Below are 23,206 nucleotides of genomic sequence, written 5' to 3'. Positions count from 1 at the left end.
TTTATGGCCCTCGCAGACCACAGGGGTATGCCGCCAGGCGGGTGCCAGGTCTGGATCGTCCTTGAAGGAGGTCATGGTTATGGCAGAAGAAAAAAAAACGACTGTAAAACGCAAGAAAAAAGCGCCGGCTGAAAATAAAGAACTTACAACGGTTGCTGTTGAAGTGGGTTCTGTTTCTGAAGCTCAGGGTGCGAATCGTATCGCTGTTCTGCCTTTACGTGACATTGTCGTTTTCCCTCATATGATAGTGCCTTTATTTGTAGGGCGGGAAAAATCGGTTAAAGCGCTTGAGTCTGTTACACGTGAAGATCGTCAGATCCTTCTTGTGGCACAAAAGGATGCAGCACTTGATGACCCGGGCGCTGATGATATTTATCGCTTTGGTACAGTTTCCACTATTCTGCAGCTTCTCAAGCTGCCTGACGGCACAGTTAAAGTCCTGGTAGAGGGTGTGCGCCGTGCCAGAATAGAACATCTGCATGAAGTTGAAGGCCATTTTGAAGCAGATATTCAGGATGTTGCCGGCAGTCAGGATGTGAGTTCAGAAGCTGAGGCGCTGGGACGTACAATTGTTTCTCAGTTTGAAGAATATATTAAACTGAACAAGAAAGTTGCCTCTGAGGTTCTGGTTTCCCTGGGGCAGATTACAGATTTATCTCGTCTTGTTGATACAGTTGCCAGCCACCTTAACCTCAAGATTTTTGAAAAGCAGGAAATTCTTGAGACGCCGTCTGTTGTTGAGCAGATGGAAAAAGTACTTGCTCATATTGAAGCTGAAATTGGTGTTCTCCAGGTTGAGAAGAAAATTCGCAACCGTGTTAAACGCCAGATGGAGAAAACACAGCGTGAGTATTATCTGAATGAGCAGCTTAAAGCCATTCAGAAGGAGCTCGGTGAAGGCGAGGACGGCAAAGACGAGCTGACTGAGATTGAAGAACGCATAGCAAAAACCCGGCTTTCGAAAGAGGCTCGTGATAAAGCTATTGCTGAGCTTAAAAAATTCCGTGGCATGAGTGCCATGTCAGCAGAGTCGACTGTTGTCAGAAATTATCTTGACTGGCTTTTAGGTATCCCCTGGAAAAAACGTAGTAAAATTCGTCATGACCTGGGTGAAGCGGAAAAAGTCCTTAGCGATGGTCATTATGCCCTCGATAAAGTGAAAGAGCGTATTCTTGAGTATCTGGCAGTGCAGAGTCGCTCTCAGAAATTAAAGGGTCCGATTCTTTGTCTTGTTGGCCCCCCGGGTGTTGGTAAAACAACTCTTGCCCGGTCGATTGCGAAAGCCACAGGCCGCCAGTACGTCCGGATGTCTCTTGGCGGGGTGAGGGATGAAGCAGAGATACGCGGTCATCGTCGTACCTATATAGGCTCAATGCCGGGTAAAATTATCCAGGGTATGAAGAAAGCTAAAGTCTCTAATCCGCTCTTTCTGCTGGATGAAATTGACAAGCTTGGCGCTGACTGGCGTGGTGACCCGGCCTCTGCTTTGCTTGAGGTGCTTGATCCTGAACAGAATAGCTCATTTGCCGATCATTACCTTGAAGTTGAGTATGACCTGTCTGACGTAATGTTTGTGACGACAGCGAACAGCCTTAACATGCCGCAGCCGTTGCTGGACCGTATGGAGATCATTCGTCTGTCAGGTTACACTGAGGATGAAAAGCTTGAAATATGCCGCCGTCATCTTCTGGCAAAGCAGGCTGAGGCTCATAATCTTAAAACTGAAGAGTGGTCAGTTACCGACGGGGCTTTGCGTGACCTGATTCGTTATTATACGCGTGAGGCAGGTGTCAGAAATCTTGAGCGTGAGATTGCGAATCTTGCGCGTAAAGTCGTCAAGGAAATCGTGACTGGTAAAGTCACGAAGATGGACATCACCGAAGAGAATCTGGAAAAACTCGCAGGTGTTAAACGCTTCCGCTACGGCGAGACCGAAGACGAAGATATGGTCGGTATGGTAACCGGGCTGGCATGGACTGAAGTCGGTGGTGAGATACTTACTATTGAAAGTGTTATGACCCCAGGTAAGGGCGGTGTTGTTGAAACGGGTAAACTCGGTGATGTTATGAAGGAGAGTGTATCTGCGGCATTTTCTTTCGTAAAAAGCCGTGCTCCGGCCTATGGTATTCTGCCAACACTCTTTGAAAAGCGTAATTTCCACGTCCATGTGCCTGAAGGCGCAACACCAAAAGATGGGCCATCTGCCGGTATTGCGATGGTGACATCCTTTGTTAGTGTCATGACAGGCATTCCTGTGCGTCGTGATGTGGCTATGACGGGCGAAATTACTCTGCGTGGTCGTGTTCTTGCTATTGGCGGGCTTAAAGAGAAGCTTCTGGCCGCGGTCAGATCCGGGATCAGACTTGTCTTTATTCCTAAAGACAATGAAAAAGATCTCGTGGAAATACCATCTTCTATCAAGGATGCGCTGAAGATTGTTCCTGTCGCACATGTTGATGAAGTTCTGGCTCTGGCATTGACACATAAGCTCAAGCCGATTGAATGGGAAGATGTTGCAGAGTCTGTTCTGGAGTCAAAACAAAATGCGGCTGCGGTTACTTTGCCGCATTGAGAGGAAAATGCCAGATAAATCCAAAAGTTTTTATTTGGTGAGTTGACGTAAAGAAAAACAGCGGCATAGTGCGACCGGGAGACGACGTGGTAACGGGTATTAGGTATCACGTCGGCAACTTAATTTTTTGGAGAAAGGCGTAAAATGGATAAGCCGCTCAATAAGCAAGAACTCGTTGCAGCAGTAGCTGACGAAGTCGCTCTGCCAAAGGCTAAAGCTGGAGAAGTGGTTGACGCCGTGTTCGGTGCTATCGAGAAAGCTCTTTCTCGCAAACAGGAAGTGCGTCTGGTTGGCTTCGGTACGTTTGTAACAGCAAACCGTAAAGCTGCTAAAGGGCGTAATCCTCGCACAGGTGAGGAAATTGACATTCCGGCTTCTACTTCTGTCCGTTTCAAACCGGGCAAAGCACTTAAAGACGCCGTAAGCTAATTTTTTAAAAAAATAGCTTTTAACGGGTGGTAATTCCTAAAAAAGGGGTTGCCACCCGTTTTTGTTTGTGAGATATGAGCGGCGGGCGATTAGCTCAGCGGTAGAGCGTCTCGTTTACACCGAGATGGCCGGGGGTTCGATCCCCTCATCGCCCACCATTCACAGTTCTCTGTGAGTATTAAAACGTCAGGCATTGTTATTTTTTATGAATAACGATCCCTGACGTTTTTTTTTGCTTTTTTGTTATTTATTAACGGGCAGGGGTTGCCACCCGTTTTTGTTTGTGAGATATGAGCGGCGGGCGATTAGCTCAGCGGTAGAGCGTCTCGTTTACACCGAGATGGCCGGGGGTTCGATCCCCTCATCGCCCACCATTCACAGTTTTCTGTGAGTACTAAAAACATCTGATATTGTTGCTCAAAATAAGTAACAATATCAGATGTTTTTTTTTTTATTCATTTTCTCTTCACAAGAAATTTCCCTGTAATCATGCATTGAGGCATGGTCGTTCGCGCGCGTTGGGAGTAGTCTGCATTTAACAGTTCGTTGTTTATTGATTTATCAGGAAGCAGGAGTGACTAATGCAGTCTGTTCTGGGTAGTTATGCCCCAATTCTTATATTTGGTGCGCTTGCTATTGTTATTTCTGCTGCAATGCTTGGTATGGCACTGTTTAGTGGGCATCAAAAGCCTTACCCTGAAAAAACAACAGCTTATGAATGTGGCTTTGAGGCATTTGATGATGCGCGCCGTCGCTTTGATGTGCGTTTTTATCTTGTGGCCATTCTTTTCATAATTTTCGACCTGGAAGTGGCATTTCTCTTCCCCTGGGCAGTGAGTCTGTCGCGTATTGGTTATTTTGGTTTCTTTTCAATGCTGGGGTTTCTCAGCGTACTTGGTATTGGTTTCCTTTATGAGTGGCGCAAAGGCGCGCTGGACTGGGACTGAAGGGGGCGCCTATGTCTGACAATCCGCAGGAAGATACAATTCTCTGGAATCGTGAGGCTCTGCCTCCGGGTAAAGAGCAGGACGCCGTTGTGCGTGGTATTACCGGTGCTATTGCTGAAAAGGGGTTTGTCGTTGCAAACCTTGATAAACTGGTAAACTGGGGGCGTACTGGCAGTTTGTGGCCTATGTCTTTTGGTCTGGCATGCTGTGCGGTTGAAATGATTCACGCATATATGCCAAGGTATGACCTGGACAGAATGGGTGTTATTCCCCGAGGTTCTCCGCGTCAGTCTGATGTGATGATCGTTGCCGGTACGCTGACCAATAAAATGGCACCGGTTTTGCGTCGCCTTTATGACCAGATGGCAGAACCGCGCTGGGTTATCTCCATGGGTTCGTGTGCAAATGGTGGCGGTTATTACCACTATTCTTATTCAGTCGTGCGTGGGTGTGATCGCATAGTGCCAGTTGACGTTTATGTCCCTGGCTGCCCCCCGACAGCAGAAGCGCTGGTTTACGGCATCATGCTTTTGCAGAAAAAAATTCGCCGTACAGGAACGATTCTCCGTGGGTGATATTGTTGTAAATCCTGAGGCTGAGGCCCTCCAGGGGCAGATTGGTGCCATGGCTTTTACGCTGGCGACCTCTGTTCCTGGTATCTATTCTGCTGCCGTTGAAAACGGTGAGCTGGTTGTTCGTACGAATCGCGAAACTTTTTTGCCGCTGATGACCTTTCTGCGCGACGACTCTGCTTATCGTTTTGAGCAGCTCATGGATTTATGTGGTGTAGACTTTCCCGCACGCGCTGAACGCTTTGACGTGGTCTATAACCTCCTGTCTGTTTCTTACAATCGTCGTATTCGCGTCATTATTACGACAGATGAAGTGACACCCGTTCCCTCAGTGCATCAGCTCTGGCCAGTTGCTACGTGGTGGGAGCGTGAGTGTTATGACATGTTCGGGGTTCTGTTTTCCGGTCAGCCCGATATGCGCCGTATTTTGACTGATGATGGCTTCGAGCATTTCCCTTTGCGTAAAGACTTTCCGCTGACGGGGTATGAAGAGGTGCGTTACGATATTGAAACGCGACAGGTTGTTAAGGAACCTGTCTCTCTGACGCAGGATTTTCGTGACTTTGATTTCGTTTCTCCCTGGGAGGGAATGCTGACTCTGCCTGGTGATGAAAAGGCTCATGAAGTCAGGCAGGGTATGAAGAGGGCTCGCGGATGACAGAGCACAATAAAACAGACGGTCTGGCACCGGGCGATGTTCTGGTTAAAAATGACATCCCCGAAATGCTGATTTCTGATACTGCAGCGAAAACGGCAGAGCTGAGAACAATAGAGTTTGACTCGCACAAGCTGAATTTTGGTCCTCAGCATCCTTCTGCGCATGGTGTGCTGCGTCTTATTCTCGATATGGACGGGGAGCTTGTACGTCGTGCTGACCCGCATATCGGTCTGCTGCATCGCGGCACAGAAAAGCTGATCGAATATAAAACCTATCAGAAAGCGCTGCCTTATTTTGACCGCCTTGATTACGCCTCGCCTATGTGTGAGGAGCAGGCTTTTGCACTGGCTACAGAGAAGCTTCTTGGTATAGAAGCGCCCGATCGTGCAAAATGGCTTCGGGTTATTTTCGCCGAGATTACGCGCGTTCTGAACCATATTCTTAATATTACAGCTATGGGTCTCGACTGCGGTGCGGTAACGCCTGCTCTGTGGGGCTATGAAGAGCGTGAGAAGCTGCTTGAATTTTATGAGGCAGCTTCAGGTGCGCGTTTCCATGCGAACTATTTTCGTCCCGGTGGTGTGGCCCGCGATATTCCTCAGGAGCTTGAAGATCGTATCGGTAACTGGACTCAGGAATTCCCGGCATGGATTGATGAGCTGGAAGGTTTGCTGACCGAAAACCGAATCTGGAAACAGCGTACTGTCGGTATCGGTATTTTTACGTCTGAGCAGGCTCTGGCATGGGGCTTTAGTGGTCCGTGTCTGCGTGCTTCAGGTGTGCCCTGGGACCTTCGTCGCAGCCAGCCCTATGATAATTATCATAAAGTATCTTTTAAGGTTCCTGTTACACGACAGGGTGACTGCTATGACCGTTACCTCGTGCGCATTCAGGAAATGCGTGAGAGTGTAAAAATTATCGAGCAGGGCCTTGCTCAGATGAAAGCCGGACCTGTGAAAATACAGGACCCCAAGTTTGCACCGCCACCCCGCGCCGAAATGAAGCGCTCGATGGAAGCACTGATTCATCACTTTAAATTATATAGTGAGGGTTATCATGTGCCTCCGGGCGCTACTTATACTGCGGTAGAGAGCCCCAAGGGCGAGTTTGGTGTTTACCTGGTCGCTGACGGTTCAAACCGTCCTTATCGTTGCAAGATACGCCCCACAGGTTTTGCGCATTTGCAGGCACTGGATGAATTATCCAGGCGGTCGATGCTGGCCGATATGGTGGCGGTTCTTGGTTCTTTAGATCTTGTTTTTGGAGAGGTTGATCGTTGAAGATGGCCTGGACCCCGGCAGAACAACCTGACAGTTTTGAGTTTGACGATATTTCTGAAAAAGAAATTGCTAAAATACTGTCGAAATACCCTGAAGAACGTAAAGCCAGCGGTACGCTTCCTCTCCTTTACATTGTGCAGGATCAGCTGAAGCGTGAGACAGGCCATGCCTGGATCCCGCTTGTGGCGATGGATCTGATTGCGGCACGGCTGGCGGTACCATCTGTCAGAGTGTACGAAGTCGCTTCTTTTTATACGATGTTTAATACTAAGCCTGTAGGTAAATATCACCTGCAGATCTGTACCACGACATCGTGCTGGCTGCGCGGATCAGATGATGTTGTGGCAGCCTGTAAAAAAGCAGCCGGCGTTAAAGAGTTTGGTGAAACCAGTGAAGACGGGCTGTTCACATTATCGCATGTTGAGTGCCTTGGGGCCTGTGCAAATGCCCCCATTCTTCAGGTTAATGACGATTATTACGAAGATATGAATGGTCCCAGGACAGAAGCCGTGATTGATGCATTGCGTGCAGGTGAAGATCCTGCCCCTGGCCCATCTACGGGCAGATTAAGTTCTGCGCCTGAAGGCGGCAGGAAAACTTTGCTTGAAGAAACGTCACCCAGATCTTCAGGTGAGTAGCAGGAGAGCCGGTATGTTGCAGGACGAAAATCGTATTTTTACGAATCTTTACGGGCAGAATGACTGGAAACTCGCCGGGGCGCGGGTAAGGGGTGACTGGCATGACACGGCCTCTATCCTGTCCCGGGGATCTGAGGCGATTATTGCTGAAATGAAGGCTTCGGGCCTTCGTGGTCGCGGCGGAGCAGGATTCTCGACCGGTATGAAATGGTCTTTCATGCCAAAGAATTTTGATGGTCGTCCGCACTATCTGGTCATTAATGGCGATGAATCTGAACCAGGGACCTGTAAAGACCGTGAGATTATGCGGCATGAGCCACATAAACTCATAGAAAGTGCGCTGATAGCGTCATTCGCCCTGAATGCACATGCGGCTTATATTTATATTCGTGGTGAGTTTTATCAGGAAGCGCAGCATCTGCAGGCGGCCGTTGATGAAGCTTATGAAGCTGGTCTGCTCGGTAAAAATGCTGCCGGAACCGGCTGGGATTTTGACTTCTATATTCATCGTGGTGCAGGCGCTTATATCTGCGGCGAAGAGACTGCTCTGCTTGAGAGCCTTGAGGGTAAAAAAGGCCAGCCTCGTATGAAGCCGCCTTTCCCTGCCGGCGCAGGCTTATATGGCTGTCCGACTACAGTGAATAATGTTGAAAGTATTGCTGTCGCATCAACCATTCTGCGACGGGGTGCATCCTGGTTTTCAGCACTTGGCAGGCCGAATAATGCAGGCACCAAGCTTATGGCGATTTCGGGGCATGTGAATACACCATGCGTTTTCGAAGAAGAGCTGGGTGTACCGCTTAAAGAGATTATAGAAAAACATGGCGGTGGCGTCAGGGGCGGCTGGGACAATCTGCTGGCGGTTATACCCGGCGGCTGCTCTGTGCCAATGTTGCCTAAGTCTGTCTGTGAAACAGTGCTGATGGATTACGATAGTCTGCGTGCTGTGGGTTCGGGACTGGGCACCGCGTGTATGATCGTTATGGATCGTTCTACCGATATTATTGAAGCTATTGCACGCTTTTCCCGCTTTTTTAAGCATGAAAGCTGCGGTCAGTGTACGCCCTGCCGTGAAGGAACCGGCTGGATGATGCGTATGATGGACCGTATGGTTCAGGGGCGTGCCGAGATTGAAGAAATTGATCTTCTTGAGCAGGTAACACGACAGATCGAGGGGCATACAATCTGTGCTCTGGGTGATGCCGCAGCCTGGCCTGTTCAGGGGCTGATCCGGCATTTTCGTCCGGAGATGGAAGCGCGTATCCAGCAGTATAAGGCTGCACATGGTGGTTCAGGTCTGGTTCAGGTTCCTGCCTCCGATGTGCTGCCGGCAGTAGCGGAGTAAAGGGCATGGTAAAAGTCCTTGTTGATGGCACCCCGGTCGATGTGCCGGCGGGTTCAAGTGCCCTTCAGGCCTGTGAAGCTGCGGGGAAAGAAATCCCCCGTTTTTGCTATCATGAGCGTCTGTCGGTAGCTGGTAACTGTCGCATGTGTCTGGTGCAGGTTGTCCGTGCACCTAAGCTGGTTGCCTCATGTGGTTTCCCGGTTGCTGAAGGGATGCAGATTCTTACTGACACTGATGTTGTCAGACGGGCGCGCCGCGCCGTTATGGAATTCTTGCTGATTAACCATCCTCTTGATTGCCCTATCTGTGATCAGGGCGGTGAGTGTGACCTGCAGGACCAGGCCTATGGTTATGGCTCGGGTGTGTCACGGTATCAGGAGGCCAAGCGCGCTGTAACAGATAAAGAACTCGGGCCTCTGGTTAAGACGGTAATGACGCGCTGCATTCAGTGCTCACGCTGCGTGCGCTTTTCAACCGAAGTGGCTGGCACGCCTGAGCTTGGCATCGTTTCGCGCGGTGAAAATGCAGAAGTTACGACTTATGTCGAAAAGGCACTGACATCCGAGCTGTCAGGTAATCTGATTGATATATGTCCGGTCGGTGCACTAACGGCAAAACCAACGGCGTTTCGTGCGCGTTCATGGGAATACAAAAAAACCGATAGCATTGATGTGATGGATGCTGTGGGTACAAATATTCAGATCCAGGCCCGGGGCGCTGAAGTTATGCGCATTGTGCCTCGTATTAATGACGAGGTGAATGAAGAATGGCTTTCAGATAAAGGGCGTTTTTCAGTTGATGGCCTGAAGAAAAGGCGCCTTGATCACCCATGGGTGCGTGTGCACGGCAAGCTGCATAAGGCAAGCTGGCAGGATACGCTGGTTTCGATGGCGCGTCGTTTTGAAGGCATTTCCGGTGATCGTATCGGTGCAATAGCAGGTGATCTGTGTGATGTTGAAAGCCTGTGCGCTCTGAAAGACCTGATGACGGCTCTGGGTTCCTCTCATACAGACTGCCGGCAGGACGGTGCCTGGTATGATATGCGCAGCCGCAGCGGGTATCTGTTTAACAGCGGTATCACCGGTATTGATGAGGCAGATGCTCTTTTGCTGATTGGCAGCATACCCCGTCACGAGGCTCCTGTACTTAATGCCCGTATTCGCAAGCAGTATTTGCATAAAGGACGTGGTGGTTTCCCTGTTGCCAGTATTGGTGCATTGCCTGTCGACCTGACCTATAATGTCGATGTACTGGGAGAGGGGCCGGAAGTCCTGACCCGGCTGCTTGATGGTTCAGAGGCTTTTGCCGAGGTTTTGAAAACAGCAAAGCGCCCTATGATTATTCTGGGGCATGGTGCACTAACCCGTCCGGATGCGCAGGCTGTTTATGAAGCCACCCTGCAACTGGCATATCAGACCGGTGTGATTACTCAGGACTGGAACGGGCTGAATATTCTGCATACAGCAGCGTCTCGTGTGGGTGCGCTTGATATCGGGTTTGTTCCTGGCAGCCGAGGTTTTGCTGTTACAAATATGCTCCGTGGCGGAGTTGAAATTCTGTGGCTCCTGGGGGCAGATGATTTCCCACTTGATAAGATCAGCAAAGATACGTTTGTGATTTATCAGGGGCATCACGGTGATGCTGCTGCGGCAAGGGCCGACATTATTTTGCCTGGTGCAGCTTATACCGAAAAATCAGGGACTTATGTTAATACGGCGGGCGAGGTGCAGCGTGCCCTGCGGGCTGTATTCCCTCCAGGTCAGGCCAGAGAAGACTGGCAGATTATCAGAGCTTTCTCAGAAGTTGCCGGGCATCCTTTGCCTTATGATTCTGTTGAAGCTCTGAGGGCGCGTATGGCCAAAGTTAATCCGGTCTTTTCGAACGCCGGTACTGAAATTGCTCCCGCACCGCAATCGGTGACAGACAGCAGTGTTTCAAAAGGTACGGCAGAGTTCAATAATGCTCGTATCCGTCCGGTTATTGATGATTATTACCAGACAAACTCTATCAGCCGGGCAAGCCTGACAATGGCAGAATGTTCTCGCGTGTATGGTCCCATGCGCGCTGTAGCAGCGGAGTAAGAGACTGATGGCGCACTTCTTTTATCAAACGCTTGTCGGTCAGATTATTCTTATGGTGCTCGAGACCCTTGCTGTTCTCGTCCCTTTGCTGATCGGTGTTGCTTACCTTACCCTTATGGAACGTAAGGTAATGGCTGCGATGCAGCGTCGTCGCGGCCCAAACGTTAATGGTTTGTTCGGTTTGCTGCAGGCGTTTGCTGATGCGATTAAAATGATCGTGAAAGAAACGGTCATTCCCGCAGGTGCTAACCGTATTTTGTTTCTGTTTGCACCATTTCTGGCGTTTGCTCTGGCTATGCTGGCATGGGCTGTTATCCCTACAGGTAATGGTCTGGCCGTTGCGAATATTAATGTCGGAATTCTCTACCTGCTGGCTGTGTCATCGCTGGGTGTTTACGGTATTCTTATCGCAGGCTGGGCTTCAAACTCGAAATACGCCTTTATGGGGTCTATGCGAGCCGCGGCACAGATGGTTTCTTACGAGGTGTCCATCGGGCTGATTATTGTGTCAGTTCTGCTGGCCGTTGGCAGCCTGAACCTGAATGATATTGTGCTGGCTCAGCGGCATATCTGGTTCTGTCTGCCGATGTTCCCGGTATTTATTATTTTCTTTATTTCAGCACTGGCCGAAACGGGGCGTGCACCATTTGACCTGCCCGAAGGTGAAAGTGAACTGGTTGCCGGGTTCTTCGTTGAGTATTCTTCTCTGGCTTTCGGTCTCTTCTTCCTTGGTGAATACGCCAACATGATTCTGATGTCGGCTCTGGTTAGTATTCTTTTTCTCGGGGGGTGGCTGCCACCTATTGGCGTCTTTCCTTTTACGCTGGTGCCAGGGCCGCTGTGGCTGATTGCTAAAATTCTTTTCTGTCTGTTTGTTTTCATCTGGGTGCGCGCAACGTTCCCGCGTTTTCGTTACGATCAGCTTATGCGTCTCGGGTGGAAAGTGTTTTTGCCATTCAGCCTGATCTGGATGATTGGAACAGCAGCTTTTCTGATGGTGACAGGGCTTCTCCCTCAGGGTGGAGGTATGAACTGATGAGTACATTAAGCCGAAATATCCGCTCCTTTCTGCTGACTGAAATTGTCGCTGGTATGGCATCAACATTTAAAATGATGTTTCAGCCAAAGGTGACCCTTAACTACCCTTACGAGAAGGGGCCACTGTCAGTTCGCTTTCGTGGTGAGCATGCGCTGCGCCGTTATGCTAACGGAGAAGAGCGCTGCATTGCCTGCAAGCTTTGTGAAGCGACATGCCCGGCTGAGGCGATTACCATCGAAGCTGAAGAGCGTGATGACGGGTCACGGCGTACCACCCGGTATGACATTGATATGACCAAGTGCATTTATTGCGGCTTGTGTGAAGAAGCCTGCCCGGTAGATGCGATTGTTGAGGGGCCAAACTACGAGTTTGCGACCGAAACCCGTGAAGAATTATTCTACGACAAAGATAAGTTGCTTTCGAATGGCGATCGGTGGGAAGCCCTGCTGGCCCGCCGCCTTGAGCTCGATGCCCCGTATCGTTGAAGGGATGCTTGTCATGATCCGGCAGGAGAACGCCTGATGTTACCGCAGCTTGTATTTTATTTATTTTCAACAGTTCTGCTGATTTCAGCCGTGATGGTGATTAGTGCCCGTAACCCGGTGCACTCAGTTCTGTTCCTTATCGTAGCATTTTTTAATGCTGCAGGATTGTTTCTGGTGGCCGGAGCTGAGTTTCTCGCGATGCTGCTGGTAATCGTTTACGTCGGTGCTGTTGCTGTTCTTTTCCTGTTTGTCGTGATGATGCTTGATATTGACTTCACGAAACTGCGTGAAGGTCTCCAGCAACATGCTGCGATTGGCGTATGCTTTGGCGTGGTTCTTTTTGCCGAGCTTCTTGTCGCTGTTGGCAACTGGCATATGTCATCAGTGAGCGTAACCCGTTTGTCGGGAGCCCCCGGTCAGACGAACACCGCTGCACTGGGTGACCTTATTTATACGCACTACATCCTTCTTTTTCAGGGATGTGGCCTGATTTTGCTGGTGGCAATGATTGGCGCAATTGTGCTGACGCTCCGTCCGGTTGGTTCAGGTCGTCGTCAGATCATTGATAAACAGCATGCGCGTGTGCCCTCAGAAACACTTGAGATGATTGATGCTCCGCTGGGCGTGGGCGTCATCAGTCAGGGCGGTTTTCTGCGTCCGCACACCTCATATCATGAAACATCTGTCCCTGACTCTTATGCATCTGGCGGGCAGATCGAGGCCGATAAGAAGGAGAAAGATGTATGACCCCGGCAATCGCCTCCGTCGGACTCACACCCTACCTGGTCGTCAGTGCCGCGTTACTGGTGCTTGGAGTGTTTGGCATTTTTCTTAACAGAAAAAATGTAATCATTATCCTGATGTCTATGGAGCTGATCCTTCTCTCCGCAAATTTAAATTTTGTGGCGTTTTCGTCGGCTCATAACGATTTATCAGGTCAGATTATGGTGTTGTTTGTCCTTACCATTGCTGCTGCTGAAGCTGCAATCGGGCTTGCAATTGTGACCACTTATTTCCGCAACCGTGGTTCTATCCAGGTTGAGGATGTCACTATGATGAAGGGATGAGCGGACATGCAGACCGATCTTCACCTGTTTGCAGCAGCGATTTTTTTACCGCTTGCCGGCTCTGTTGTTGCAGGGCTTGGTGGCCGTCTCTTCGGTGATGTGCTCGCTAAGATTATTACTCTGAGCTGTATGTCTGTTGCAGCTCTGTGCGGTATTGTTACACTTTATGCTAACTGGAGTGCTGGCTTCCCGCTGCATGCGCTCCCGGTTCTTGAGTGGATCAATGCAGGTGGTTTTCATGCCGAGTGGGTTTTAAGAGCCGACACCCTGTCTGTCACAATGACGGCGATGGTTCTTTCCGTTTCTCTGCTCGTGCATTGCTATAGCCTTGGGTATATGAGCCACGAGAGTATGCCGACTTACCGGTTTTTCTCATATTTGTCTCTGTTTACCTTTGCCATGCTTATGCTGGTTTCGTCCAACGATCTGATCCAGCTGTTTTTCGGGTGGGAGGGCGTTGGCCTCGCCAGTTATCTGCTGATCGGATACTGGTACGACAAGCCTTCAGCAACAGCGGCTGCCATCAAAGCCTTTGTAGTAAACCGCGTTGCTGATCTTTTCTTTCTGGTCGGTATCGGCCTGATTTATGTTGTGTTCCACTCCGTTCAGTATGAAGCAATTTTTGCTGCCATACCCGAGATTTCTGGTTCGCATTATCATTTCCTTGGTCACTCCTGGAGCACGACAGAGATCATTGCCCTGCTGCTCTTTATTGGTGCAATGGGTAAATCGGCTCAGCTGTTTCTGCACACATGGCTGCCAGATGCGATGGAAGGGCCGACACCTGTTTCAGCACTGATTCATGCTGCAACCATGGTGACCGCAGGCATTTTTCTGATTGCCCGTATGTCACCCCTGTTTGACTGTGCGCCCTCTGTTCAGAAACTGATTGTTGTGATCGGTGCAACGACCTGCTTCTTTGCCGCAACGGTTGGCATGGTTCAGCCTGATATTAAGCGTGCCATTGCTTATTCAACCTGCTCTCAGCTGGGTTATATGTTTGCCGCTGCGGGTGTTGGTGCTTATCAGATGTCAGTGTTCCATCTGACAACTCATGCTTTCTTCAAAGCGCTTCTGTTCCTTGGTGCAGGTTCGGTTATTCATGCGATGCATGATGAGCAGAATATGTTTCGTATGGGCGGATTGTGGAAAAAACTGCCGTTAACCTATGTGGTTATGTGGATAGGCAGCCTTGCGCTGGCCGGGGTTTTTCCCTTCGCTGGCTACTGGTCAAAGGATGCTATTCTGGAATCGCTGTGGGCCGCTAATACCTCAGTCGGCCACTATGGCTGGGCGCTGGGTACCATAACAGCATTTCTTACTGCATTTTATAGCTGGAGGCTTTTGTTCCTGGTGTTTCATGGTCGGCCTGCAAATGAGGCCGCCCGTGATGCAGCGCATGAAAGCCCGTTCTCTATGGCTCTGCCCCTGGTACTGCTTGCTACGGGTGCAACAGTTGCCGGTGTGCTTCTCGCCCCGTTCTATATTGGTGTTCATCAGGAGCAGTTCTGGAACGGTGCGATTGTGAACGGCGCTTCTAATAATATCATGGAAGCTTTTGAGCATATCCCGTCATTTATCAGCCTGCTTCCTTCTATTGCAGGGCTGTGCGGTATTGCTCTGGCTTATGTGTTTTATGTGCACTCTCCGGCTATTCCGGCAGCACTGGCTCGGGCAATGGGGCCGCTTTATCGTTTTCTGCTTAATAAATGGTATTTTGATGAGCTTTATGGGTTCATTTTTGTGCGTCCATACAAAGCGATTGCAGGCATTCTGTCGAAGGATGTCGAGCTGGGGGCAGCTGAAGGTCTGCCACGTGACCTGGCAGAACTAACGTCAGATACAGCGGGTCAGGCAGCACGGATGCAGACTGGTTCGGTGGCCATTTACGCTTTTACAATGCTGGCGGGGCTTGTCGTGCTGCTGACCGTCGCTCTGTGTGCATAAGGGGAAGAGGCATGCTGATTAATAATCTTCTCTTGCAGGTTGTTTTGAACGGAGTGCGCTGTGATGCCCCTGAATGATATCAACTGGTCACTGTCTATACCAGAAATAGCACTTGCATTTTCGGGGCTTGTCATTCTTGCCGCTGGTGTTTCGCAAAAGAAGGAGACAGCTTTTTTCCCGTGCTCGATGCTGACTCTTGCTTCTTTTCTGGGGTGCATTTTTCTGGTTATCAATGCGCCTGACGGTTCGGCGTTTTCTGGTACATTTGTGAATGACAGCTTCTCAAAAGCTATGAAGCTGCTCATTCTGGCTTCGGCTATTCTTTCAGTTCTGGTTGCTGTTGGCTACAGAGGTCTGAGCCGGACGGGGGAGAGAAAGCGGACTTTACCGTTTGAGACGCCGGTTCTTATTTTATTCTCAACGCTTGGTGCCATGGTGATGGCGTCTTCCTCTAATCTGATGACATTGTTCGTAGGGCTGGAGCTGTCATCTCTGTCTATTTATATCCTCTGCGCTCTTGAGCGTGAGAATATTTTGTCATCAGAAGCTGGTATGAAATATTTCATACTTGGCTCTCTGGCTTCTGGTCTGCTGCTTTACGGCATGTCGCTGGTTTATGGTTATGCCGGCACAATGAACTATTCCGGTCTGATGAAAACTGTTGATGCCGTTGAGGTTGTTCCGACCGGTCTTACCATTGGTGTCATTTTTATCATTGCCGGTTTGTGCTTTAAGCTCTCTGTTGTGCCTTTCCATATGTGGACACCAGATGCTTACCAGGGTGCACCAACGCCAGTGACAGCCTATATGGCAGGTGCTCCTAAATTTGCAGCTTTTGCTCTGTTCCTTCGTATTATGACCGGACCTTTTGGTCTGGTGGCTCAGCACTGGCAACTGCTGATAGAAGTCGTTGCTGTCTGTTCCATGCTTTATGGCTCACTGGCTGCTATTCCGCAGCAGAACATAAAACGTCTTATGGCATATTCTTCTATCGGTCACATGGGCTATGCGCTTATTGGCCTGGCCGCTGATTCTGCTGAGGGTGTAAGAGCTACTCTGGTTTACCTTGCCGCCTATCTGGTTATGAATGCCGGTGTATTCGGTGTCATCGCCACTATGCGCCGCAGAGGAACAGAGATGACTTCAATTTCTGATCTCGCCGGGCTGGGTAAGAGAAACCCTCTGATGGCTGGTCTGATGGCTATCTTCATGTTCAGCATGGTTGGTGTACCACCTCTGGCTGGCTTCTTTGGCAAGTTTATGGTGTTTGCCGCAGCCTGGCAGGTTGGTCTTTATACCCTGGTTGCTATCGGTGTTGTATCAAGTATTGTGGGTGCTTATTACTATCTCAATGTCGTCAGAGTTATGTATTTTGAAGCTCCGGCTGAGAAATTTGACCGCTACGCACCGGCTCTGACACTTGTTTCTGGCAGTATGGGGCTGGCCACATTGTTCTTCCTGCTGGTATTGTCACCGATTATGTCAATCGCACAGCAGGCCGCACAGGCTCTGGTAGGGTAAAAAGAGAGTGGAATGAAGCTGGTTTGTCCGCCATGGCGCCTGGAATGTTATGATGAGCTGACTTCAACTTCTGATGTATGTAAGGAGCGCGCCCGGGCAGGGGCCGCTCCTGGTCTGGCCCTGCTGGCCCATCATCAGACAAAAGCCCGCGGCAGCCGTGGCCGCTCGTGGGTGGATGCAGGGCGTAGTCTCGCTCTTTCGGTTTTGCTTGATCCTGCCTCCGTCACATCTGATCTGCAGCTTGGGTGCTGGCCTTTCCTGGCCTCTCTGGCTTTTTATGATGCACTGGCTGATGTTGCACCGGCTGCGCGCGCTGACCTTCTTATTAAATGGCCGAATGATATTTTGCTGGCAGGGAAAAAACTTGGTGGCATTCTGCTCGAATATGAGGGGAGTGCGATGGTCATAGGTTTTGGTGCCAATCTTCATGCTCCTCCGTCTCAGCGTGATATTGGCCGGCAGGTTGCCTCACTTGACGGTTATGCAGAGGTCGGTACTGAAGCACTGGCTGAGGCTTTGTTAAAGCAAATCCATCGCTGGCTTGATGTCTGGGCACAGCAGGGTTTTGCAGTTTTATGTCACGAGTGGCAAAGCAGAGCTCATCCGGTAGGAACTGTGCTGACTGTCAGAAATGAATCATTGAATGAACAGGGCCGGTTTATAGGGCTTGAACCCGACGGGCGTTTGTTACTTGAAACCGGGCAGGGCATAAAAAAAATTGCCGCTGGCGAAGTGCTTCTGCTATCACAGGAGACTGATCGTGTTACTGGTTATTGATGCAGGGAATACCAATGTTGTGTTTGCGGTGTATGACGGCGCAGCATGGCGGGGTAGCTGGCGCATTACGACAAGTTCACAGCGGACTTCTGACGAGTATGCCGTCTGGCTTTTGACGTTATTGAGCATGAGCGGCATTGCCAGAGAGGATATTAACGGGGCAGTTATCGGTACGGTTGTTCCTGCTGCTTTATACCATCTGCGGGCGTTGTGTCGTCAGTGGTTTTCTGTGGAGCCTCTTCTCGCATCTGTAGAGCTCAACTGGGGTATAGAAGTTAAGATGGATACCCCCGAGGAGGTCGGGGTCGACCGTTTGCTCAACAGTCTGGCCGCACATCACTATTATGGCGGGCCCCTGACTGTGATTGATTTTGGTACTGCGACAACATTTGATGTTGTTGATGGTGAAGGTAATTATTGCGGTGGTGTTATCGCTCCTGGTATTAATTTGTCAGTTGAGGCATTGCATAAGGCAGCAGCCCGTCTGCCCCGCATCGGGGTCGGCAGGCCGGTTGGAGAGACGGTTGTAGGGCGGAATACGGTTTCGGCTATGAGGTCAGGCGTGTTCTGGGGGTATCTGGGATTAATTGAGGGGATCGTTGAGAGGATCAGGCGGGAAGTCGGGCAGCCAATGAAAGTGCTCGCGACCGGTGGTCTGGCTCCGCTCTTCTCAGAAGGAACGAAGGTCTTTGACCATGTTGATTCAATGCTGACCCTGAATGGGTTGCGAATATTGGCAGAGCGTAATGCTCTGCCTCGTTTTATCACTGAAAAAGACAGTTTAGCTTAAGGATAACTATACGAATGACAGAACAGAACGGCGATCTGGCCTTTCTGCCATTAGGCGGAACAGGCGAGATTGGCATGAACCTCAATCTTTATCGTCAGGGTGAAACCTGGCTCGCGATAGATTGCGGTATTGGTTTTAGTGGTAATGATACACCTGAAGCAGAAATTCTGGTTCCCGATCCGGTGTTTATTGCCGAACGACGTGACCAGCTTGCAGGTCTGATTATTACTCACGCTCATGAAGATCATATTGGTGCAGTTGCCCATTTATGGCCTTTGCTTGAGTGCCCGGTTTATGTGACGCCTTTTGCAGGTGCTGTTTTGCGCCGCAAACTGGGTGAAGCGCGTATTTTGCAGGATGTACCCATTCACGTCATTCCCTGTGGGGGACGTTTTGAGGTGGGGCCTTTCGATCTTGAATTTATACCGGTCACGCATTCTGTGCCTGAGGCTCAGGCTGTTGTGCTGCGTACACCTTCAGGGGTAATCGTTCACACAGGTGACTGGAAGCTTGACCCGACACCTCTGGTTGGCCCGCCAACCGATATCGCCCGCCTGAAAGAGGTGGGTGATGAGGGTGTCCTGGCTCTGGTGTGTGACAGCACTAACGTGATGAGCTCAGGTCCGTCTCAGTCAGAGGCTGAGGTACGTCGCAGCATGACGTCTCTTATTGCCAGTCTGAAAGGCCGTGTGGCGGTCACCTGCTTTGCGTCAAACGTTGCACGCGTTGAAAGCATTGCCATGGCTGCGCAGGCAGCGGGTCGCACAGTCGTTCTGGTCGGGCGTTCTTTGCGTAACCTTGATGTTGCTGCGCGTGACTGCGGTTATCTTTCCGGTGTGCTGCCTTTCCTGACAGAGCAGGAGGTAAATGACCTGCCTGACGATCAGGTCGTTATGATTATCACAGGCAGTCAGGGTGAGCCGCGTTCAGCTCTTTCTCGTATATCGATGGATGTACACCCCAGTGTGTCACTGGGTGAGGGAGATACGGTTATTTATTCAAGCCGTATGATTCCGGGTAATGAACGCGCGATTATGGCCGTGCAGGATAATCTGTCACGCCGTGGTGTCCGGGTTATTACTGATAAAGAGCATTTTGTGCATGTTTCAGGTCATGCAACAGGTGATGATGTCAGCATGATGTATGACCTGGTGCGGCCACGTTATGCTGTGCCGGTGCATGGTGAGTGGCGGCATCTGACAGCGCATGCTGCTCTGGCTCAGGATAAGAATATTACACCTGTGCTGCTCGAGGACGGGGATGTGCTGCGACTTGCGCCAGAAAAAGTCGAGGTTGTTGATACGGCTCCCAGTGGTCGTCTTGCTCTTGATGGTGGCCGTCTTCTGCCGATGGATGGTGGTGTTCTCGCGGCCCGTCGTAAAATGCTGTTTAACGGTATTATCATTGCCAGTGTGGCGATTGATGACGAGGGGTTTGTTATTGGTGAGCCCAAGGTCAGCGCCCCGGGTCTGCTCGATGCTGATGATCAGGAAAGTGTTCGCGTGTGCGAAGAGTTTGCCAGCGCGATTGATATGATACCTGATGAACTGCGTAATGATGATAAGGCATTTTGTGATGCAGCAAAAACGGCTTTGCGTCGCGCTTTAGGGCGTAAACTGCAAAAGCGTCCGCTTGTTGATGTACATGTTTTACGGGTGTGACAGGCGTTTTCTCCCGCGCATCATCAAAAAAATAACACCTGGAGGCGAAAGCATCGCTTTACAGGTGTCGCGCCGTAGCGCACAGAGCATTGTAATTTTTTCAGCAGCCTGAAAGGGCTGCTTTGTTCAACAGGGCTGGGTCTTATTATGCGTCTTTCGCGCAGTTTTCTCCCGACATTTAAAGAAAATCCGGCAGAGGCACAGATTGTCTCGCATCGTCTGATGCTCCGTTCGGGTCTTATTCGTCAGACAGCTTCAGGCATTTATGCCTGGCTTCCGGCTGGTCTGAGAATTTTACGTAATATCAGTCAGATCGTACGTGAAGAGCAGGATAGCGTTGGTGCTCAGGAAGTACTGATGCCGACCTTGCAGTCCGCTGATCTGTGGAAACGCTCCGGGCGTTATGATGCTTATGGCCCTGAAATGCTGCGCATTCAGGACCGCCATAAGAGAGATCTTCTCTACGGACCGACAAATGAAGAGATGATTACTGATATTTTTGGTCAGATCATTAACTCATATAAAGAGCTGCCTCAGACCCTGTATCATATTCAGTGGAAATTCCGTGATGAGGTCAGGCCACGTTTTGGCGTTATGCGCGGTCGTGAATTTCTGATGAAAGATGCTTACAGCTTTGATCTGAATTATGAGGCTGCCGTTGCCAGCTACCAGCGTATGATGCTGGCTTACCTGCGTACTTTTCAGCGTCTTGGTGTAAGAGCCGTGCCAATGCGCGCTGATACCGGGCCGATCGGCGGTGAACTGAGCCACGAATTCCTTATTCTGGCACCAACGGGTGAGAGCGGTGTTTTCTATGATGCAGCCCTTGAGGGGCAGGACTGGCTTGATACCCCGGTTGATGTGACTGATCCGGCAGCGCTTGAGACATTTTATAAACGTGTCACAACACCTTATGCCGCAACTGACGAGATGCATGATACGACTGCCTGGGAGGCAGTGCCTGAGGAACGCCGTCGTGAAGGACGTGGTGTTGAAGTCGGTCATATTTTCCATTTTGGTAATAAATATACCAAAGCAATGGATGTCAGCGTGGTGGGTGCTGATGGTGAACGTCTTTATCCTGAAATGGGTTCTTATGGTATTGGTGTGTCACGTCTGGTTGGTGCGATTATTGAAGCCAGCCACGACGATAACGGCATTATCTGGCCTGACGCTGTCGCACCGTTTAAAGCTGTTATCATTAACCTGAAAGCGGGTGATGAAACCTGTGACGCGGTATGTGAAGGCATCTATAACAAAAATACAGAAGATTTTCTGTATGATGACACGTCAGACCGTGCAGGTACCAAATTTGCTAATGCTGACCTGATGGGGCACCCGTGGCAGATTATTGTCGGGCCACGCAGCGCGAAAGAAGGACGTGTTGAGCTTAAACGTCGCGCGACGGGCGAGCGTCATGACCTGACGGTTGATGAAGCTCTGTCTCTGGTTCTGGCAGGCGCATAATGTTTGGCCCCTTTGAGCGCGCTGTCGCAGGGCGTTATCTGCGTGCAAGGCGCGGAGAGCGCTTTGTCTCTGTTATCGCTATTTTTTCGCTGATTGGCATCGCGCTCGGGGTGGCGACTCTTATTATTGTTATGGCCGTTATGAACGGCTTTCAGTCTGAGCTGATGGATCGGATTCTCGGGCTGAACGGTGACCTGACAGTTTACGGCTCTGGCCGGACAATCAGCCAGTATGAAGAGGTTGTTAAACGCGTTAAAACTGTTCCCGATGTCACAAGCGCTACCCCTCTGATCGAAGGGCAGGTGCTGATTAGTTCCGGGCAGTTTAATAGTGGTGCCATTGTGCATGGCATGACAAAACAGGGGCTGACTGACCTTAAAGATGTCAGTTCCTCTCTTATCGCAGGTTCTCTCGATAAATTTGAGGGGCCTGACGCTGTTATCGTTGGTGTGTCACTGGCCTCAAAAGCTGGTCTTTATATTGGCTCGCCGGTTACGCTGATTTCCCCCGAAGGGGCGGCTACGGCTTTTGGCACCGTGCCACGTATCAGAACTTACCATGTTGTTGCTATTTTTGATGCGGGTGTGAACGATTATAACTCAGGTTATGTGTTTATGCCCCTGCATGCAGCGCAGGTTTACTTCAAAATGCCCGATCAGATCACCCAGATTCAGGTGATGGTAAAAGACGCACAGAATATTCGTAGTGTTACGCATCAGATTGTGAATGCTGTGGGCGACCCTAATGGTCTGCGTGTGCTGGACTGGACAAATGCTAACAATGCATTGTTTGGTGCGGTACAGGTCGAGCAGAATGTGATGTTTCTTATTCTGACTTTGATTATTCTGGTTGCGGCATTTAACGTGATTTCGTCACTGATCATGATGGTAAAAGACAAAACACGAGACATCGCCGTGCTGCGCACCATTGGTGCCAGCCGTGGTGCAATTATGCGTATTTTTCTGATGTGTGGTGCCTCTGTGGGGGTTACAGGTACACTCGCGGGTACTGTGCTCGGGGTTGTATTTTCGCTTAATATCGAGCGTATCCGTCAGTTTTTACAGTCTCTGAGCGGTACGAACCTGTTTAATCCTGAAGTTTATTTTCTGACCCGCCTGCCAGCCCGGCTTATATGGGGGCAGGTGGCTGAGGTCATGATTATGGCTCTGGTGCTCTCTCTTCTCGCTACACTTTATCCGTCCTGGCGTGCGGCACGAACCGACCCGGTAGAGGCTTTGCGTCATGAATAATATTGTTCTGCGTCTGTCGGGCATAACGAAAGTCTATAACAGGGGGGAGGCAAATGCTCTCCCTGTGTTACAGGGCGCTGATTTTATGCTTGAAAAAGGGCAGCTGGTCGCTCTGGTGGCACCGTCAGGTACGGGTAAATCAACGCTGTTACACCTGGCTGGTCTGCTTGATACACCGGACAAGGGTGAGATAGAAATTTGCGGACAAAAAGCCAGCGGCATTACTGAGCGCCAGCGTACAGCGTTACGCCGTGACCGTATTGGCTTTGTTTATCAGTTTCATCATCTGCTGGGTGAGTTCACAGCGTTAGAGAATGTGATGCTGCCGCAGATGATTGCTGGTGTGCATAAAAATGAGGCCCGTTTTCAGGCAAAAGAACTTCTTAATCTGTTTGGGCTGTCCCATCGTGTCAGTCATCTGCCAGGTAAGTTATCCGGTGGCGAGCAGCAGCGTGTGGCCATTGCCCGTGCACTGGCAAATAAACCGTCTTTATTGCTGGCTGATGAGCCAACAGGTAATCTTGACGTTAACACTGCCGATCGCGTTTTTGAAGAACTGACACAGGCTGTCAGAGAGCAGGGGCTTGCAGCATTAATTGCTACGCATAATGAAGAGCTTCTGTCGCGTATGGACAAGGTTATTACACTGCGTGACGGGCTTATTGCAGAGCGATGACACA

Annotated in this window: 21 protein-coding genes and 2 tRNA genes; all 23 read left to right on the top strand. The window is 50.2% G+C overall.

The features are described from left to right. Nucleotides 1–79 precede the first annotated feature (79 nt). The 23 genes from lon (at nucleotide 80) to GOB58_RS02725 (ending at nucleotide 23,202) form a co-directional block, all read left to right on the top strand. A complete protein-coding gene (gene lon, locus GOB58_RS02835) occupies nucleotides 80–2,572 on the top strand; it encodes an endopeptidase La (protein ID WP_086555053.1) in 2,493 nt (830 codons plus the stop codon). Nucleotides 2,573–2,716: 144 nt separating this feature from the next. Further along, nucleotides 2,717–3,001, top strand: a complete 285-nt coding sequence (locus tag GOB58_RS02830; RefSeq protein ID WP_086555002.1) for an HU family DNA-binding protein — start codon at nucleotides 2,717–2,719, stop codon at nucleotides 2,999–3,001. A gap of 83 nt (nucleotides 3,002–3,084) precedes the next feature. Then, nucleotides 3,085–3,159 (top strand) — tRNA-Val (locus GOB58_RS02825). A gap of 141 nt (nucleotides 3,160–3,300) precedes the next feature. After that, nucleotides 3,301–3,375 (top strand) — tRNA-Val (locus GOB58_RS02820). A gap of 207 nt (nucleotides 3,376–3,582) precedes the next feature. Next, nucleotides 3,583–3,948: an NADH-quinone oxidoreductase subunit A gene (locus tag GOB58_RS02815; protein WP_086555003.1), complete on the top strand. Its 366-nt coding sequence runs from the start codon at nucleotides 3,583–3,585 to the stop codon at nucleotides 3,946–3,948. 11 nt (nucleotides 3,949–3,959) lie between these two features. Further along, nucleotides 3,960–4,523, top strand: coding sequence for a NuoB/complex I 20 kDa subunit family protein (locus tag GOB58_RS02810; RefSeq protein WP_086555004.1), 564 nt, complete (start codon nucleotides 3,960–3,962; stop codon nucleotides 4,521–4,523). Then, complete coding sequence (locus GOB58_RS02805; protein ID WP_173559299.1) at nucleotides 4,516–5,178, top strand: NADH-quinone oxidoreductase subunit C; 663 nt, start codon at nucleotides 4,516–4,518, stop codon at nucleotides 5,176–5,178. The genes GOB58_RS02810 and GOB58_RS02805 overlap by 8 nt, the downstream gene beginning before the upstream one ends. A gap of 65 nt (nucleotides 5,179–5,243) precedes the next feature. Then, nucleotides 5,244–6,458 (top strand): NADH-quinone oxidoreductase subunit D, encoded by a 1,215-nt coding sequence (locus GOB58_RS02800; protein WP_369822944.1) that lies wholly within the window; start codon nucleotides 5,244–5,246, stop codon nucleotides 6,456–6,458. Between the two features lie 2 nt (nucleotides 6,459–6,460). After that, complete coding sequence (locus GOB58_RS02795; RefSeq protein WP_086555006.1) at nucleotides 6,461–7,096, top strand: complex I 24 kDa subunit family protein; 636 nt, start codon at nucleotides 6,461–6,463, stop codon at nucleotides 7,094–7,096. Between the two features lie 13 nt (nucleotides 7,097–7,109). Further along, nucleotides 7,110–8,441: an NADH-quinone oxidoreductase subunit NuoF gene (gene nuoF / locus GOB58_RS02790; RefSeq protein ID WP_173559297.1), complete on the top strand. Its 1,332-nt coding sequence runs from the start codon at nucleotides 7,110–7,112 to the stop codon at nucleotides 8,439–8,441. Nucleotides 8,442–8,446: 5 nt separating this feature from the next. Continuing rightward, nucleotides 8,447–10,522 carry an NADH-quinone oxidoreductase subunit NuoG gene (nuoG, locus tag GOB58_RS02785; protein WP_173559296.1) on the top strand — a complete coding sequence of 692 codons (2,076 nt, stop codon included), beginning with the start codon at nucleotides 8,447–8,449 and terminating at the stop codon, nucleotides 10,520–10,522. A 7-nt stretch (nucleotides 10,523–10,529) separates the two neighbouring features. Then, entirely contained in the window at nucleotides 10,530–11,558 is a 1,029-nt protein-coding gene (gene nuoH, locus GOB58_RS02780; RefSeq protein ID WP_086555009.1) for an NADH-quinone oxidoreductase subunit NuoH, read from the top strand. Continuing rightward, nucleotides 11,558–12,046, top strand: coding sequence for an NADH-quinone oxidoreductase subunit NuoI (nuoI, locus tag GOB58_RS02775; protein WP_086555010.1), 489 nt, complete (start codon nucleotides 11,558–11,560; stop codon nucleotides 12,044–12,046). Before nuoH ends, nuoI begins: the two co-directional genes overlap by 1 nt. Before the next feature lie 36 nt (nucleotides 12,047–12,082). Further along, the gene (locus GOB58_RS02770; RefSeq protein WP_086555011.1) at nucleotides 12,083–12,793 is read left to right on the top strand and encodes an NADH-quinone oxidoreductase subunit J; all 711 of its coding nucleotides are present in this window, start codon (nucleotides 12,083–12,085) and stop codon (nucleotides 12,791–12,793) included. Beyond that, nucleotides 12,790–13,113 (top strand): NADH-quinone oxidoreductase subunit NuoK, encoded by a 324-nt coding sequence (gene nuoK, locus GOB58_RS02765; protein WP_173559295.1) that lies wholly within the window; start codon nucleotides 12,790–12,792, stop codon nucleotides 13,111–13,113. Before GOB58_RS02770 ends, nuoK begins: the two co-directional genes overlap by 4 nt. 6 nt (nucleotides 13,114–13,119) lie before the next feature. After that, nucleotides 13,120–15,060, top strand: coding sequence for an NADH-quinone oxidoreductase subunit L (nuoL, locus tag GOB58_RS02760; protein ID WP_086555012.1), 1,941 nt, complete (start codon nucleotides 13,120–13,122; stop codon nucleotides 15,058–15,060). A 78-nt stretch (nucleotides 15,061–15,138) separates the two neighbouring features. Continuing rightward, nucleotides 15,139–16,581 (top strand): NADH-quinone oxidoreductase subunit NuoN, encoded by a 1,443-nt coding sequence (gene nuoN, locus GOB58_RS02755; RefSeq protein WP_086555056.1) that lies wholly within the window; start codon nucleotides 15,139–15,141, stop codon nucleotides 16,579–16,581. Between the two features lie 12 nt (nucleotides 16,582–16,593). Beyond that, the gene (locus tag GOB58_RS02750) at nucleotides 16,594–17,358 is read left to right on the top strand and encodes a biotin--[acetyl-CoA-carboxylase] ligase (protein WP_173559294.1); all 765 of its coding nucleotides are present in this window, start codon (nucleotides 16,594–16,596) and stop codon (nucleotides 17,356–17,358) included. Beyond that, complete coding sequence (locus GOB58_RS02745) at nucleotides 17,342–18,148, top strand: type III pantothenate kinase (protein WP_086555014.1); 807 nt, start codon at nucleotides 17,342–17,344, stop codon at nucleotides 18,146–18,148. The genes GOB58_RS02750 and GOB58_RS02745 overlap by 17 nt, the downstream gene beginning before the upstream one ends. Nucleotides 18,149–18,162: 14 nt before the next feature. After that, on the top strand, nucleotides 18,163–19,809 hold the full coding sequence (locus GOB58_RS02740) for a ribonuclease J (RefSeq protein WP_086635973.1): 1,647 nt from the start codon (nucleotides 18,163–18,165) through the stop codon (nucleotides 19,807–19,809). A gap of 147 nt (nucleotides 19,810–19,956) precedes the next feature. Then, the gene (gene proS / locus GOB58_RS02735; RefSeq protein ID WP_173559293.1) at nucleotides 19,957–21,276 is read left to right on the top strand and encodes a proline--tRNA ligase; all 1,320 of its coding nucleotides are present in this window, start codon (nucleotides 19,957–19,959) and stop codon (nucleotides 21,274–21,276) included. Next, nucleotides 21,276–22,526 (top strand): lipoprotein-releasing ABC transporter permease subunit, encoded by a 1,251-nt coding sequence (locus GOB58_RS02730; protein ID WP_173559292.1) that lies wholly within the window; start codon nucleotides 21,276–21,278, stop codon nucleotides 22,524–22,526. The genes proS and GOB58_RS02730 overlap by 1 nt, the downstream gene beginning before the upstream one ends. After that, a complete protein-coding gene (locus GOB58_RS02725) occupies nucleotides 22,519–23,202 on the top strand; it encodes an ABC transporter ATP-binding protein (protein WP_173559291.1) in 684 nt (227 codons plus the stop codon). Before GOB58_RS02730 ends, GOB58_RS02725 begins: the two co-directional genes overlap by 8 nt. Nucleotides 23,203–23,206: the final 4 nt, after the last annotated feature.

The organism is Acetobacter thailandicus (assembly GCF_011516655.1).
Taxonomy (GTDB): Bacteria; Pseudomonadota; Alphaproteobacteria; order Acetobacterales; family Acetobacteraceae; genus Acetobacter; species Acetobacter thailandicus.
The sequence above is the reverse complement of the archived record's forward strand: the minus strand, read 5'-3'. Positions and strand labels throughout refer to the sequence as shown.

Bases quoted from the DNA above. Each gene is read 5' to 3' on its own strand.
- lon (WP_086555053.1), top strand. From the start codon at position 80: ATGGCAGAAGAAAAAAAAACGACTGTAAAACGCAAGAAAAAAGCGCCG.
- GOB58_RS02830 (WP_086555002.1), top strand. From the start codon at position 2,717: ATGGATAAGCCGCTCAATAAGCAAGAACTCGTTGCAGCAGTAGCTGAC.
- GOB58_RS02815 (WP_086555003.1), top strand. From the start codon at position 3,583: ATGCAGTCTGTTCTGGGTAGTTATGCCCCAATTCTTATATTTGGTGCG.
- GOB58_RS02810 (WP_086555004.1), top strand. From the start codon at position 3,960: ATGTCTGACAATCCGCAGGAAGATACAATTCTCTGGAATCGTGAGGCT.
- GOB58_RS02800 (WP_369822944.1), top strand. From the start codon at position 5,244: ATGCTGATTTCTGATACTGCAGCGAAAACGGCAGAGCTGAGAACAATA.
- GOB58_RS02795 (WP_086555006.1), top strand. From the start codon at position 6,461: ATGGCCTGGACCCCGGCAGAACAACCTGACAGTTTTGAGTTTGACGAT.
- nuoF (WP_173559297.1), top strand. From the start codon at position 7,110: ATGTTGCAGGACGAAAATCGTATTTTTACGAATCTTTACGGGCAGAAT.
- nuoG (WP_173559296.1), top strand. From the start codon at position 8,447: ATGGTAAAAGTCCTTGTTGATGGCACCCCGGTCGATGTGCCGGCGGGT.
- nuoH (WP_086555009.1), top strand. From the start codon at position 10,530: ATGGCGCACTTCTTTTATCAAACGCTTGTCGGTCAGATTATTCTTATG.
- nuoI (WP_086555010.1), top strand. From the start codon at position 11,558: ATGAGTACATTAAGCCGAAATATCCGCTCCTTTCTGCTGACTGAAATT.
- GOB58_RS02770 (WP_086555011.1), top strand. From the start codon at position 12,083: ATGTTACCGCAGCTTGTATTTTATTTATTTTCAACAGTTCTGCTGATT.
- nuoK (WP_173559295.1), top strand. From the start codon at position 12,790: ATGACCCCGGCAATCGCCTCCGTCGGACTCACACCCTACCTGGTCGTC.
- nuoL (WP_086555012.1), top strand. From the start codon at position 13,120: ATGCAGACCGATCTTCACCTGTTTGCAGCAGCGATTTTTTTACCGCTT.
- GOB58_RS02750 (WP_173559294.1), top strand. From the start codon at position 16,594: ATGAAGCTGGTTTGTCCGCCATGGCGCCTGGAATGTTATGATGAGCTG.
- GOB58_RS02740 (WP_086635973.1), top strand. From the start codon at position 18,163: ATGACAGAACAGAACGGCGATCTGGCCTTTCTGCCATTAGGCGGAACA.
- proS (WP_173559293.1), top strand. From the start codon at position 19,957: ATGCGTCTTTCGCGCAGTTTTCTCCCGACATTTAAAGAAAATCCGGCA.
- GOB58_RS02730 (WP_173559292.1), top strand. From the start codon at position 21,276: ATGTTTGGCCCCTTTGAGCGCGCTGTCGCAGGGCGTTATCTGCGTGCA.
- GOB58_RS02725 (WP_173559291.1), top strand. From the start codon at position 22,519: ATGAATAATATTGTTCTGCGTCTGTCGGGCATAACGAAAGTCTATAAC.